At 68.4% G+C, this 13,042-nt stretch carries 13 protein-coding genes; 4 read left to right on the forward strand and 9 right to left on the reverse strand.

All coding sequences use genetic code 11. The annotated features are described in order from the left end of the window. Nucleotides 1-13 precede the first annotated feature (13 nt). The 4 genes from AC2YHA_RS12930 to AC2YHA_RS12945 are packed head-to-tail and all read right to left on the reverse strand — an operon-like array spanning nucleotide 14 to nucleotide 2,497. On the reverse strand, nucleotides 14-478 hold the full coding sequence (locus tag AC2YHA_RS12930; protein ID WP_487401904.1) for a carboxymuconolactone decarboxylase family protein: 465 nt from the start codon (nucleotides 476-478) through the stop codon (nucleotides 14-16). Between the two features lie 23 nt (nucleotides 479-501). Further along, nucleotides 502-945, reverse strand: coding sequence for a hypothetical protein (locus AC2YHA_RS12935; protein WP_487401905.1), 444 nt, complete (start codon nucleotides 943-945; stop codon nucleotides 502-504). A gap of 8 nt (nucleotides 946-953) precedes the next feature. Continuing rightward, nucleotides 954-1,715: an SDR family oxidoreductase gene (locus tag AC2YHA_RS12940; RefSeq protein ID WP_233784503.1), complete on the reverse strand. Its 762-nt coding sequence runs from the start codon at nucleotides 1,713-1,715 to the stop codon at nucleotides 954-956. A gap of 29 nt (nucleotides 1,716-1,744) precedes the next feature. Then, nucleotides 1,745-2,497, reverse strand: coding sequence for an SDR family oxidoreductase (locus tag AC2YHA_RS12945; RefSeq protein WP_487401906.1), 753 nt, complete (start codon nucleotides 2,495-2,497; stop codon nucleotides 1,745-1,747). 350 nt (nucleotides 2,498-2,847) lie between these two features. Between AC2YHA_RS12945 and AC2YHA_RS12950 the strand changes: the two genes are divergently transcribed. Then, entirely contained in the window at nucleotides 2,848-3,669 is an 822-nt protein-coding gene (locus AC2YHA_RS12950; RefSeq protein ID WP_487401907.1) for an alpha/beta fold hydrolase, read from the forward strand. Nucleotides 3,670-3,706: 37 nt separating this feature from the next. Here AC2YHA_RS12950 and AC2YHA_RS12955 read toward each other — a convergent pair whose 3' ends face one another. From AC2YHA_RS12955 to AC2YHA_RS12970, 4 genes are all read right to left on the reverse strand, one after another. Beyond that, nucleotides 3,707-5,383: a PAS domain-containing sensor histidine kinase gene (locus tag AC2YHA_RS12955; RefSeq protein ID WP_487401908.1), complete on the reverse strand. Its 1,677-nt coding sequence runs from the start codon at nucleotides 5,381-5,383 to the stop codon at nucleotides 3,707-3,709. 1 nt (nucleotide 5,384) lies between these two features. After that, the gene (locus AC2YHA_RS12960; protein WP_233784499.1) at nucleotides 5,385-5,744 is read right to left on the reverse strand and encodes a response regulator transcription factor; all 360 of its coding nucleotides are present in this window, start codon (nucleotides 5,742-5,744) and stop codon (nucleotides 5,385-5,387) included. Nucleotides 5,745-5,841: 97 nt separating this feature from the next. Further along, nucleotides 5,842-6,531: a response regulator transcription factor gene (locus AC2YHA_RS12965; protein ID WP_233784498.1), complete on the reverse strand. Its 690-nt coding sequence runs from the start codon at nucleotides 6,529-6,531 to the stop codon at nucleotides 5,842-5,844. A gap of 68 nt (nucleotides 6,532-6,599) precedes the next feature. Next, the gene (locus tag AC2YHA_RS12970) at nucleotides 6,600-6,974 is read right to left on the reverse strand and encodes a hypothetical protein (RefSeq protein WP_487401909.1); all 375 of its coding nucleotides are present in this window, start codon (nucleotides 6,972-6,974) and stop codon (nucleotides 6,600-6,602) included. Nucleotides 6,975-7,127: 153 nt separating this feature from the next. Here AC2YHA_RS12970 and AC2YHA_RS12975 point away from each other — a divergent pair, with 153 nt between their 5' ends. Together AC2YHA_RS12975 and AC2YHA_RS12980 are read left to right on the forward strand one after the other, a co-directional pair. Then, complete coding sequence (locus AC2YHA_RS12975) at nucleotides 7,128-10,184, forward strand: sensor histidine kinase (RefSeq protein ID WP_487401910.1); 3,057 nt, start codon at nucleotides 7,128-7,130, stop codon at nucleotides 10,182-10,184. Further along, nucleotides 10,177-10,812 (forward strand): response regulator transcription factor, encoded by a 636-nt coding sequence (locus AC2YHA_RS12980; RefSeq protein ID WP_487401911.1) that lies wholly within the window; start codon nucleotides 10,177-10,179, stop codon nucleotides 10,810-10,812. The genes AC2YHA_RS12975 and AC2YHA_RS12980 overlap by 8 nt, the downstream gene beginning before the upstream one ends. Nucleotides 10,813-10,819: 7 nt before the next feature. Here AC2YHA_RS12980 and AC2YHA_RS12985 read toward each other — a convergent pair whose 3' ends face one another. Beyond that, nucleotides 10,820-11,563 (reverse strand): SDR family NAD(P)-dependent oxidoreductase, encoded by a 744-nt coding sequence (locus AC2YHA_RS12985; protein WP_487401912.1) that lies wholly within the window; start codon nucleotides 11,561-11,563, stop codon nucleotides 10,820-10,822. Nucleotides 11,564-12,036: 473 nt separating this feature from the next. On the opposite strand from AC2YHA_RS12985, the gene AC2YHA_RS12990 reads away from it, so the two are divergent. Continuing rightward, complete coding sequence (locus AC2YHA_RS12990) at nucleotides 12,037-13,008, forward strand: hypothetical protein (RefSeq protein ID WP_487401913.1); 972 nt, start codon at nucleotides 12,037-12,039, stop codon at nucleotides 13,006-13,008. The last annotated feature ends 34 nt before the right edge of the window (nucleotides 13,009-13,042 follow it).

The following is a 13,042-nucleotide window of genomic DNA, read 5'->3' on the forward strand; positions in this document are numbered from 1 at the left end:
CAGCCACCATCGGTCAGGCGGCCGCGGCCGCCGACGCCTCGACCGGATGCACGGCGCGCAGGCCGATCTGCACCCGGTTCCACAGGTTGATCGCGCCGATCAGCAGCGTGAGATTGGCGATCTCGGTCTCGTCGAACTGGCTCTGCAGCAATGCATAGTCGGCGTCCGGCGCATGGGTCTTGCCGACCCGGGTCAGCACCTCGGTCCAGTTGAGCGCGGCGCGCTCACGGTCGGTGTACAGCGGGGACTCGCGCCAGCCGTCGAGCATGTGGAGGCGGATCTCGCTCTCGCCGTTCTCGAGCGCGTCCTTGACGTGCATGTGGATGCAGAAGGCGCAGCCGTTGATCTGCGAGGCGCGCAGCCGCACCAGCTCGAGCAGGCCGTGCTCGATGCCGCTCTTTCCGATCGCCGCCTCGACGGCCATCATCGCCTTCGCCCCTTCGGGAGCGGCCTGGAAGATGTTCAAGCGGGGGGTCATGGTCTTCTCCTTGAACGGGAGCGTCAGCGCTCCGCGGGGTGGAAGGGTGAGGTCGAGGGGGTCGCCCGTCCGGCGCGGCGGTCGCCCAGAGTCCAGAGGACCAGCGCCGCCCCGATGAGCGCGGGGAGCGTTACGGCGGGAAAGTCGCGCGCCAGCGCCGATGGCCCGCAGATGCCCGCCGCGACCTCCCAGAAATGGAACAGCGCGTGGCAGGCCAGCCACAGCGTCGCCGCGCTCCACAGGACGATCCGGTAGCCGGGTCGGAAGGCTCCGATCAGGAACGCCGCGCCCAGGAACAGGAAGATGATGCCGATGTCGCGGATGAAGTGCTGGTTGAACGGGCCGGTGGTGGTGACGCCCGGCACCGCGAAATACCAGCCGTCGGGCGACAGCAGCATGAAGCTGCCGTTCGCGACGGCGGCGAGGCCCATGATCGCGGCCAGCGAGATGCAGATCTGTTTCAGCATCGCGCGCCTCACTTCTTCGCCGGCGGAGGCACGTTGGCGATCCACCAGTCGAAGCTGGTGGCGCCGAGGCGCGCGCCCGGTCCCGGCATCAGCGAGGCGTCGTCCAGCCGGACGCCGAAATAGGGCGCCTCCGGATCGGCGATCACGCGCCGCGGGTCCTTGTCGTGGTCGAGCACGCGGGCAACCAACTCGTCGATGCGGAAGGCCTCCGGGCCCGCCACCTCGATCGTGCCGTTCGCGGGTGACGCGAGCGCTGCCTCGGCGACCGCCGCGGCGACATCCTGCGCCGCCATCGGCTGGAAGCGCGCGGGAGACAGACGGACGGTGTCACCCTCGGTCGCGGACGCGGCGATCCCGCGCAGGAACTCGAAGAACTGGGTGGCGTGGAGGAGCGTGTAGGGGATCGACGATCCTTTGATCAGCTGCTCCTGCGCGAGCTTGGCGCGGAAATAGCCGCTGTCCTGCAGCCGCTCGGTGCCGACGACCGACAGCGCGACGTGATGACGGACGCCCGCCGCCTTCTCCGCATTGGCGATGTTGCGGCCCGTCGTCTGGAAGAAGTCCATCGCCGGCTGGTCGTCGAACGAGGGCGAGTTCGAGACGTCGACCACCACCTCGGCACCGTCCAGCGCACGGTCGAGGCCTTGGCCGGTGAGGGTGTCCACCCCCGTGTTCGGCGCGGCGGCGAACGCGTCGTGGCCGTCTCGGGCCAGTGACGCGACCACCTTCGACCCGATCAGGCCGGTGCCGCCAATCACCACGATCTTCATGCGTTATTCCTTTCTGTCGTTGAAGGGCGTCAGGCCGGCGCCAGCGATCGCCGAAGCCAATCCTCGAATCCGGTCCCGGCGATCCGCGCACCGGCGCCCGCTGTGAGAGATGCGTCGTCCAGCCGCGCGCCGAAGAAGGGCGCACCCTCGTCCACCAGCACCGGGCGATAGTCCTCGTCGGCGGTCAGGATCTGCTCCGCGAGGGTCGAGAGCAGGTAGCTGTCCGGGCCGGCAACCTCGACGATGGCATTCTCCGGAGGCCCCAGCGCGACGCGCATCAGTGCCGCGACCGCATCGTCCGCGGCGATCGGCTGAATCCGCACCGGCGGCAGCCGGACGGCATCGTCCTCGCGGCCAGCGTCGACGATGTTGAAGACATACTCGAAGAGCGGCGCCGACCGGACGATGGTGAACGGGATGCCCGCGTCGGCGACCAACGCCTCCTGCGCGTTCTTCGCGACGAAATAGCCGCTGCTCACCCGGTCGGAGCCGATCGCGGAGAAGATGACGTGATGCCGGACCCGCGCCTGGCGTTCGGCGGCGAGCAGATGGGCGCCCGACGCCTCGAAGAACCGCAGCATCGCCGCGGGATCGGCATAGCCGGGATTGGAGACGTCCACGACCACCTCGGCGCCGTCGAGAGCCCTGGCCAGCCCTTCTCCGGTGACCGTGTCGACACCTGTCGAGCGCGCAGCGACGACCGCCTCGTGGCCCGCTTGCTTCAGTTGCTCGACGAGCTTCGATCCGACCAGGCCGGTGCCGCCGACCACCACGATCCTCATGACCTCACCTCCCCGTGAGCGGCGCCGGCATGGCGCCTTCAGGAACGGGAGGAAGATCGCGGATCGGGTCCCTCGCCTCTATCGTGCCGAGGAATGCATGGGGCTCGCCATTCGGCAGGAGACCCTCGCCCAAGGTGCAGGTCCGATACGCCGCGCCGCCCGCGGGACCGCGCATAGGCACCGGACTCGTGCCGGATGCGCCGACCGCCCCATCCTCCGGCGGTCATGACCACACCCCAGGGAGAGGACTCCCCTCCCCTGGGTCCGATCGATCGCGAGGATACCTCACCCTACCCCGAACGGGCGCCGGACGCGGCAGGTCGCGCGGCGCTCATCAAAGGAGGTTTTCCATGCCGACGATCACCACCAAGGACGGACACGAGATCTATTACAAGGACTGGGGCGAGGGCCCGGTCGTGACCTTCTCGCATGGCTGGCCGCTGAACTCCGACGCCTGGGGCATCCAGATGCAGTTCCTGGCCGAGAACGGCTTCCGCACCATCGCGCACGACCGGCGCGGGCATGGGCGTTCGGCGCAGACCGCCACGCGCAACGACATGGACGGCTATGCCGACGATCTCGCCGCGCTGATCGAGGCGCTCGACCTGCGCGATATCACGATGGTCGGTCATTCGACCGGCGGCGGCGAGGTCGCCCGCTACATCGGCCGTCACGGCACCGGCCGCGTCGCCAAGGCCGTGCTGCTCGGCGCGGTGCCGCCGATCATGGTGCGCGGCGACGCCAATCCCGAGGGCCTGCCGATCGAGGTGTTCGATGGTCTGCGCCGCGACATCCTCCGCAACCGCTCGCAGTTCTACAAGGACTTCGCGATCCCCTTCTACGGCGCCAACCGGCCGGGCGCCGACGTGCCGCAGAGCCTTCTCGACGAGTTCTGGCTGATCAGCATGCAGGTCGGCCTCAAGAATGCCCATGACTGCATCAAGGCCTTCTCGGAGACCGACTTCACCGAGGACCTCAGGAAGTTCGACGTGCCGACGCTCGTGGTCCATGGCGACGACGACCAGATCGTGCCGATCAAGGACTCCGCCCACAAATCCGCCAAGCTCATCATGGGGGCGCAGACGATTTTCTACCCCGGCCTGCCGCATGGCCTGACCGCGACGCACGCGGACCGGTTCAATGCCGACCTGCTCGCCTTCCTGCGCAGCTGAACACCGAGCCCGGCGGCGCTCTCGAGGCCGCCGGGCGTCACGCCTCGAGCGCGGGAAGCGTGAACTCGAAGCGCGCGCCGCCTTCATGATGATTGGAGGCGGAGATCGAGCCGCCATGCGCCGCGATGATCGACTGGCAGACGGCAAGGCCGATCCCCATCCCGTCCGCCTTGGTGGTGAAGAAGCCGTCGAAGATGCGATCGAGATTCTCCTCGGCGATGCCGGCGCCGTTGTCGCGGATCGAGAAGCGGATCGTGCCGTCGGCACCAGTTGCGGTGGTCAGCGCGATGCGCCCCTCCCCCGCGCTCTTCTGCGCCAGCGCCTGGAGGCTGTTGACGAGCAGGTTGACGATCACCTGCTGGAGCTGGACACGGTCCCCCAGCACGCGCGGCAGGGTGATGTCGAAGCGCACCGAAAGGACGATCGCGCGCGCCTCGATATCGTGACAGACGAAGAGCAGCGCCTCCTCGACCACGCCGTTCAGGTCGATGGGGACGCTCTCTGGCACATGCCGCGCCACCATCCCCCGGATGCGCTGCACGATCTCGCTCGCATGGCGCGCGCTGTCGGCGATGCGGGTGGTGAGCTGCGAGACCTTGGCGAGGTTGGGATCGTCGCGCGACAGCCATCGCAGACAGGTTTCCGCGTTCATCGCGATGGCGGACAGCGGTTGGTTGACCTCATGCGCGATCGAGCTGGCCATCTCGCCGAGCGTCGCAATCCGCGCCGTCCGGCTATAGTCCGCCTGCAGCTGCCGGAGCTGCGCTTCGGTGCGCAGCCGCTCGGTGATATCCTCGAGGGTGAGCAGGGTCACGTCCAGGCTTTCCGGCGGAGTCGGAAAGGTGACGGAAAGCTCGACGTCGATCAGGCGGCCATCGAACGTCCTGAGCTTCATCCGCTCGACATGGCTGCGGCGCCCTTCGAAATGGGCGACGACGATCCTTCGCGCGGCCTCGGGGGCGTTGGCGAACAGATAGGCGACCGAACCGACGAGATCCCCGACGCCGGCGACGCCGAACAGCAGCGCGGCGCCGCCGTTGCCATCGGTCACCCGCACGACCTCGCATGCGGTGGCGACCAGCTCGGGATGCTCGTCCAGATAGGACGCGATGTCGGTCACGCCCTCCGACCGCAGCCGGTAGAAGACCGCGCCCATCGGCCGCGCGTCGACCTGCAGGAGCGCGCCGGGGAGATGGTGGATCAGCCTGCGGTAGCGCTGCTCGCTCGCCCGCACCGCCCAGAAGGAGCGGTCGTCGGCGATCTCGCCGTCGACCGCGATCCACAGCGTGTCCGGCGCCGCGTCCCCCGCCGCACCCCACACCGTCAGCACCGCATCGCGCAGCAGGAACGAATTGACCCGGCTGGTCCTGACGGCATGATCCGGCCGATCCGACGCGACCGCGACGATCAGCTCGGCGAGGATGGGCCAGCTTTCGGGCGGGCAGAAGCTCGCGACCGGCTGTCCGACGATGATGTCGCGCGCGATCGGCGAGCCGACGAGCTCCAGGGCGCGTGCGTTGACCTCTATGATGCGCGCCCCGTGCAGCAGCGCTGCCACCCAGTCGATCCACGCACCGCCATCGGCGACCGTGTCGATGAGCGTGCGGACCTGCGACAGGTCGATCCGCCAGCACGCCGCGGACTCCGCGGCCACGCCCATCGGCATGACGGTCGCGTCCGGGTCGGATACCGCGGCGGAGGACAGGGACCTCATGTCAATGGGCCAGGGGCAGCACCGTCCGCAGCGTGTGCAGCAGAGCCTCGTTGTCGACCGGCTTGGTGAACCAGGCGGTCGCGCCCTCTCGCAGCGCACGCGCGCGCGTCGCTTCCTCGGTGGAGGAGGTGATGAAGATCACCGGCATCGACGAGCCATAGGCGCGCAGGCGCCGCTGCAGCTCGGGTCCGTCGATCTCAGGCATCCGCACGTCGGTGATCACGCAGTCGAAGCCCCAGACGGCCATGTCAGTGAAAAAGGCGGCCGCGCAATCGAAGGTGCACGCCGCCAGGCCCTCCACCTGAAGGAAGTCGAACAGCGCCTCGCGCACGGCTTCGTCGTCATCCACGATCGCGATCACCGACGTTTTGGACAAGCAGAGGGCCCTTCTCGACGCGGCCGGCGCGGCCTCCTCCGGATGTCGCTGAATATCCAGCGGATTGTAACCATACCATGGTCTAGGTCGCCTCCCCGCGCAGCTCGGCGGGCAGCGTGTCCCAGGCGCGGATGAGCTCGCCGACCGTCGTCGCCGCCATCTTCTTCATCACGCCGCTGCGATGGAGCTTGACCGTGACCTCGGTGATGCCGAGATCGAAGGCGATCTGCTTGTTGAGGCGCCCCTGCGCCACCTGCCGGAACACCTGGCGCTCGCGCTGCGTCAGTGTGGCATAGCGGTCCGCATACTGCCCGATCCTCCGCGCGCCGATGCGCTGCGCGAGATCACGCTCGATCCCAGCGGCCACGGCGTCGAGCAGCGACTGGTCGCGGACCGGCTTGGTCAGGAAATCGATCGCGCCGGCCTTCATCGCCTGCACCGTCATCGGGATGTCGCCGTAGCCGGTGAGGAAGACGATCGGCTTCGCGTTGCCGCTGGCGGCGAGATGCTGCTGGAGATCGAGGCCGCTGGACCCGGGCATGCGGACGTCGAGCACCAGGCAGCCCGGCCGCTCCGGCACGTCCGCCGCGAGCAGCTCGCGCGTCGAGCCGAAGCCGACCGCGTCGATCCCCACCGACAGCATCAGCTCCTCGATCGAGGTGCGGACGGCCGCATCGTCGTCGACGATCAGCACCAGCGGGCGGTCCTCCGCTGCCGCGGCATCCGGCGCGGCCTCCCGCTCCATGTGATTCAGCTGCGATCCGTGGTTCATCGGGCGTGCTCCGACTGGAGACGATTGACTGTCTCATGGTGAACGTCGCGGCGGAATCCCCGGAACGGTTAGCCCGAGCCTCCCCGATCCGGGGAGCGCGGGTCGACCCGGATGACGCGGCGGCCGAAGCGGTGCGCGTCGATCGAATAGGCGCCGGGACCCAGCAGGACGAGCGCACCGGCGCCGCCGGCCGATGCCGCAAGGAACAGGAACGCCTCTCCCCGGGCACCGAGCAGGCTGGAGATGAGCGCCAGCACGAGCAGCGCCGCCGCCACGCGTGTGCCGAACCCCGTCGTAAGGGCCAGGATCACGACGACGCAAAGCGCCGCGACCGGCCACGGACAGGCAAGCCAGGAAAACGCGATCAGCGCATAGGACAACCGCATCAACAACAGGGCGGCGCCGGTGACGCCGTCCGGATAACTTAAGATCAGCTTGGGCACTGCCCCGCGATAGTCTCGCCGCCAGGTCGGGTCAGCCTTCGGTCCGGGGATGTTCCGATCCCCCATTCGGGGGTAGCATCCTTGAGGGCTCCCGGCGAAGGGCCGCATTGGCTAGGGCGTGGCGGAGGACCCACCGAAATTACGGGAACGGCGATGCAGCTGATCAGGGCGCTTCTCGTCGCGACGATGCTGCTGCAGCCGCTCGTCGCGTCGGCCGGCGTTCGGGGACGCAGTATCGCCGACTATACCCATCAGCGCTGGAGCGAAGAGAGCGACGCGCCGCGGCCGGTCTTCGCCCTGGCGCAGGACGGGCGCGGCTATCTTTGGGTCGCGACCGCGCTCGGCCTGTTCCGCTTAGACGGCATCCGCTTCGAGCCGGTCAGCACCGGCATCGACCTCGTCGAGCATGGCCCGCCGTCGGCGATACTGGTCCGGCGCAATGGCGAGGTCTGGACCAATTTCGAGCGCTCGGGGCGGTTCGCGGTCTATCGGAATGGTCAGCTGAAATTCCTCGACGCGCCACGGGCGCCGCATCGCGTCATCGCGATGAAGGAGACGCGGGACGGCACAATCTGGGTGCTCACCGAACGCATCGGGCTTCCGCTCATGCGTTTCCAAGGGGGACGTTGGACCTCGTTCGGGATCGAAGCCGGGGCGCCGCTCGACAATCCCTTCAGCATGGTGGTGACGAACGACGGCACTGTCTGGGTTTCGTTCACCGGCTCGGTGGCGCGGCTGCCGCCGGGCGGTCGCCGCTTCGAGTTCGTGCGGCGCGAGAGGGGTGCCACCGGCCGGCTGTCGCTGGACCCGCAGGAGCGGATCTGGCTGACCGAGCGCCGCGGCACCTATCCCATCACCGGGCCGGGAGGGCGCGGCAGCCCGCCGCCGCTGCGCCATCCCTATGCGACCGACAGCGCCAAGATCCGCGGCTGGCCCATCTTCGACCGCGAGGGCAACCTGTGGATCGCCACCTATTATGACGGGCTGCAACGCGTGGCGGCACCCGATCCCCGCGGCGCCGCCTCGGCGGCCGAGGCCGTTTCCCGGGTCGAGCGTTTCACGGTGCGCGAGGGCCTGTCCTCGAACGCGACGGCCCAGGTCTTCCAGGACGCGGAAGGCAATGTCTGGGTCGCCAGCGAGGACGGCCTGGACCGGTTCTTTCCCGCGACGCTGCGGTCCGAGCCCGAGCTGCGTCAGCCCGCGGCGTTCGGCGACCTGCTGCTGCAGGCGAGGGACGGCAGCGTCTATATCGGAGAGGCGTCGGCCGTGTACCGAGTCCGCCCCGGCGAACGTCCCGAGGCGATCTTCAGGACTAAGGTCGAACCCCGCACATTGTGCGAGGCGCCTGACGGTGCGATCTGGATCGGGACCGACGACAGGGAGGTCGTGATCTGGCAGGACGGCCGGACGCGGCGCCTGGGGCAGAAGGTGCCGGTGTCGGACACCATCTACGACTGCGCGTTCGATGCCGCCGGCAACTACTGGGTGACCGCGGCGCTCGGCGGAATGGCCCGGTTCGGCGCGGGCCGCTGGGAGCGAATGTTCGGACCGACCGGCGATGCGTTCCTGCCCAAGTCGATGACGGCCGACGAGCATGGCGGGATCCTCGTCCAGTGGAACGATCGCACCCTGAACCGCCTCGACGGATCGATGCGCAGCGCGGTGCCGATCCCGTTCGGCAGCTACCAGCCCTACGACGTGGCACTCTACCCGTTGCCGCCCGATACCGTGTACGTCGCCGGCCGGTTCGGGCTCGCCCGTCTCCGCGATGGTCGATTCCAGAGCATTTCCGCCCGCCGCCTGCCTCTGTTCAGCGGCCTGAGCGGTATGGTCCGGACGCCGGACGATCATTTCTGGCTTGCCGGTCCGGGAGGGATTGTGCGCATCGCGTCAGCCGACCTCGAGCGGACCTTCTCCAATCCGGACCGGACGCCGCCGATGCAGGTCTTCGGCCCCGACGATGGGCTGCGCAGCCGGCCCCATTCGCACAGCCGCCATTCGATCGTGCGTGGCGGCGACGGGCGGCTGTGGATCGCCACCCAGGCCGGAACGCTGTGGCTCGATCCGAACGACGTCAGCCGCAGCCGCACACCGCCCAAGGTGGCGGTGAGCGCCCTCGTCGCCGACAAGCTCTATCGCGACCCGACCGCCGTCACGCTGCCCGCAGGCAGGTCGAGCATCCAGATCGACTTCTCCGTGCTGAGCTTCTCGAACCCGCACGCGGTGCGGGTCCGCTATCGGATCGAGGGGCAGGACGCCGACTGGATCGAGGCCGGAAGCAGGCGGCAGGCCTTCTACACCAATCTCGCGCCGGGCACCTATCGCTTCCGGCTGATCGCCGCGAACGAGGACGGCGCCTGGACCGAGCAGGGAGCGGCGGTCGAGTTCGTCATTCCGCCGACCTTCGTGCAATCCCGCTGGTTCGCCCTGTTGTGCGGCCTCCTGATCCTGGCGGCGCTTTGGCTGATCTACCGGCTGCGCACGGCCCAGCTCGCCAGCCGGATCCGGACACGGCTCGAGGAGCGGATGGGCGAACGCGAGCGCATCGCGCGGGAACTGCACGACACCCTACTGCAAGGCATCCAGGGGCTGGTCCTGCGGTTCCAGTCCGTGGCCAACAGGATGCCGGCGGAGACGGCTTCCAGAGCCCAGCTGGAAGCTGCGCTCAAGCGCGCCGACGAGGTCATCGCCGACGGGCGCAACCGCGTGCAGGATCTGAGAGGTGCCGACGAGCCGGCAGACCTGCCCGATCTGCTCAAGCAACGCGCGGCCGCGGTGGATTTCGACCCCGTCCCGACGATCCGCATCGTCGTGGAAGGCAAGCCGCGCCGGGTCGACCCGCTCGTCTCGATCGAGCTCGGCCGGATCGCGGACGAGGCGCTGTTCAACGTCGCGCGCCACGCCAGGGCAGGCTGCGTCGACATCACCGTGCGCTTCGGCGCCCATCAGCTCGGCGTCGAGATCCGCGACGACGGGATCGGGATCGCCGAGGAGGTGCTCGAGAACGGGCACAAGCCCGGCCATTTCGGCCTGATCGGAATGCGCGAGCGCGCGGAGCGGATCGGCGGCGGCTTCTCGATCCACAGCTATCGGCGCATGGGATCGGCGGTGACGATCGCGCTGCCCGGCCGCCTCGCCTATGCCGATCATGCGCCGAGCCGGCTGTTTTCCCGGCTTTTCCCGAGAAGGAAGGAACCGAGCCGTGGCTGACAAGGGTCCCTCGCCCATCCGCATCCTCGTCGTCGACGATCACCCGGTGCTGCGCGAAGGCGTCGCGTCGATCCTGGAGGACCGCACCGACATGGTCGTGGTCGGCGAGGCGCGCGACGGCGCCGAGGCCGTCGCACGCTTCCGCGAGCTCCGGCCGGACGTGACATTGATGGACCTCCAGATGCCGGTCATGAACGGCGTCGATGCGATCGTCGCGATCCGGTCCGACTACCCCGACGCGCACATCCTCGTCCTCACCACCTATGCCGGCGACGTGCAGGCGGTGCGCGCGCTCAAGGCGGGGGCGACCGGCTATCTGCTCAAGAGCAGCCTCAGGACCGAGATGCTCGACGCCATCCACAACGTCCACCGCGGCCGCCGCCACGTCCATGGCGAGGTCGCCGCCGAGATCGCGCTCCATGTCGCCGACGACAGCCTGAGCGAACGCGAGATCGCGGTGCTGCGCCTGGTCGCGATCGGCAAGGCCAACAAGGAGATCGCGCACGCCATGTCGCTCTCGGAGGAGACGGTGAAGGCGCATCTCAAGAACATCTTCGCCAAGCTCGACGTCACCGATCGCACCCATGCGGTGACGGTGGCGGCGCGACGGGGAATCATCCAGCTTTGATGGGCGATCACAGCAGGGCCATGCCGCCGTCCACGCGGAGATTGATCCCGGTGATGAAGCTGCTGGCATCGGAAGCGAGAAAGAGCGCCGCCTGCGCCAGCTCCTCGGGTCGGCCGAGACGACCGAGCGGGATCGCGGCGGCCATTCCCGCCTCGAAGTCGGCGCGCTGTTCGGGAGCGACCCCGAGCTTGGCGAGGATTTCGGTGTCGGTGGGTCCCGGACTCAGCACGTTGACCCGGATGCCGCGATCCTTGAGCTCGAGTGCCCAGCTGCGGGCAAAGGCGCCGATCGCCGCCTTTGAGCCGGCATAGACGGCATGACCGTCGAGCACCTTCTCGCTCGCCAGCGATCCGGTCAGCACGATCGCACCGCCGTCGCGCATGATCGGCACCATCTTCTGCACACCGACGAAGACGCCGCGCGTGTTGACCGCGAACTGCGCGTCATATTCGGCTTCGGGCACCTCGGCGGAGTGGCGGATCGTGTTGATCCCGGCATTGGCGACATAGATGTCCAGCCCGCCGAACCGTCGCACAATCTCATCGGCGAGCCGGTCATGATGTCTCGGATCCGCGACGTCGCCATCGAAGCCGATCGAGCCGGCCCCGATCAGCTGCACCGCATCATCCACCGCCTGGCGGCGGCGGCTCGAGATGACGACCTGAGCGCCTTCGACGGCAAAGGCCTTGGCGATGGCGAGGCCGATCCCGCTCGTTCCCCCGGTGATCATCGCGGTCTTGCCGGCCAGCATTCCCATTGTCGTCCTTTCAGGTCTGTCCGCCCGGAAGCTATGGTCGCCGACCGCTTCGATAACCTGGGCCTCGGTCGAGGCCGCCATCACCGAAGGTCCAGGGTACGGGCGACCGAAGCCTCAGGCCGCTATGCTCGCCGAGCAGGACAGGCACATCGATCGCACAGTGCCGTCTTGCCGATCCGGTGATACCCTCCGTCCCTTTCGTAGCGGCTCCGCCCTTCCAGGGCGCAGGTGGTCGCCGCCGACCTTCGGTGGGCAAAAGAACCGCGACGACGCGTGCTTGCTCCGTGTCCCGACCTCCGGCTCGGTCATGGAGGAGCTTGGGGAGCCGTGTTAATCGGACGCGACAGGGATGATGAACGCAGGAGTTTTTCCGATTTCACCCTGCGGCCGACGAAGCGGCAGTCGAGCATCCAACCTGTCCGGCTCCTCGAGAGATGACGGCCGCCCACGATCAGAAGGAACAGACGATGGCTTCCCCGATCCGCATCCTGCTGCAGACGACCATTCCGCCGATCGCGGACGATTGGCACATCGGCCGCTTCTCGATGCTCCGCGACTATCTCGCGGGGCTTACGGATGAATCCGGTGCGCCGTTGTGCGAGGTGACGGCGCGCGATCGCACGGCTCCGGGCGGCCCCGATCCGGTCCTGTCGACGATCGACCGGTCGGACTTCGACCAGCTCTGGCTGTTCGCGGTCGACACCGGCGACGGTCTGGACGCGGAGGATTGTGCGGCGATCAGCCGGTTCCGCCGGAACGGCGGCGGTCTGCTGGTGACGCGCGACCACATGGACCTGGGAAGCTCGGTCTGCACGCTCGGCGGCGTCGGCAACGCGCATTTCTTCCACAGCAAGAACATCGAGCCGGACGAGGCGCGCCACGTCATCGACGACAGCGAGACCAGCTACATCCTCTGGCCCAACTATCATTCCGGCGCGAATGGCGACTTTCAGGAGATCACGCCCGTCGGCCCGCTGCACCCGGTGCTGCTCGATCCCGCCGCGCCCGGCGGGTCGATCCGATATCTTCCCGCCCATCCCCATGAGGGAGCGGTCGGAGCCCCGTCCGACGATCCTTCCGCGCGCGTGATCGCGACCGGCGTCAGCAAGGTGACCGGCAGGCGCTTCAACATCGCCGTCGCATTCGAGCCTGATGCCGGAGCAGGGCCGGCCGTGGCGGAATCGACCTTCCACCACTTTGCCGACTACAACTGGGACCCGGCGATGGGCTGTCCCAGCTTCGTCAGCGAGGCGCCGGGCGACGGCCTGGCGCGATCGCCCGAGGCGCAGCGCTCGATCCGCCGCTATGTCAGGAATCTCACCTTGTGGCTCGCCGGCCGATCCACGATCGACGGCGACTTGGAAGCTGATCGCGACGGTGAGCTGGACGAAGCGCTCGAAGAGAGCTTTCCGGCCAGCGATCCGCCGGCGATCCTTTGACGCGGGCGTTGTCGGCCGAACCGGAGGGCTACAC

The organism is Sphingomonas sp. SRI_018, assembly GCF_057586275.1.

What these genes read in the sequence shown, in the direction of transcription:
- AC2YHA_RS12935 (WP_487401905.1), bottom strand. Translation starts at nt 945, where the DNA reads ATGCTGAAACAGATCTGCATCTCGCTGGCCGCGATCATGGGCCTCGCC.
- AC2YHA_RS12985 (WP_487401912.1), bottom strand. Translation starts at nt 11,563, where the DNA reads ATGCTGGCCGGCAAGACCGCGATGATCACCGGGGGAACGAGCGGGATC.
- AC2YHA_RS12930 (WP_487401904.1), bottom strand. Translation starts at nt 478, where the DNA reads ATGACCCCCCGCTTGAACATCTTCCAGGCCGCTCCCGAAGGGGCGAAG.
- AC2YHA_RS12945 (WP_487401906.1), bottom strand. Translation starts at nt 2,497, where the DNA reads ATGAGGATCGTGGTGGTCGGCGGCACCGGCCTGGTCGGATCGAAGCTC.
- AC2YHA_RS12990 (WP_487401913.1), top strand. Translation starts at nt 12,037, where the DNA reads ATGGCTTCCCCGATCCGCATCCTGCTGCAGACGACCATTCCGCCGATC.
- AC2YHA_RS12955 (WP_487401908.1), bottom strand. Translation starts at nt 5,383, where the DNA reads ATGAGGTCCCTGTCCTCCGCCGCGGTATCCGACCCGGACGCGACCGTC.
- AC2YHA_RS12950 (WP_487401907.1), top strand. Translation starts at nt 2,848, where the DNA reads ATGCCGACGATCACCACCAAGGACGGACACGAGATCTATTACAAGGAC.
- AC2YHA_RS12940 (WP_233784503.1), bottom strand. Translation starts at nt 1,715, where the DNA reads ATGAAGATCGTGGTGATTGGCGGCACCGGCCTGATCGGGTCGAAGGTG.
- AC2YHA_RS12975 (WP_487401910.1), top strand. Translation starts at nt 7,128, where the DNA reads ATGCAGCTGATCAGGGCGCTTCTCGTCGCGACGATGCTGCTGCAGCCG.
- AC2YHA_RS12965 (WP_233784498.1), bottom strand. Translation starts at nt 6,531, where the DNA reads ATGAACCACGGATCGCAGCTGAATCACATGGAGCGGGAGGCCGCGCCG.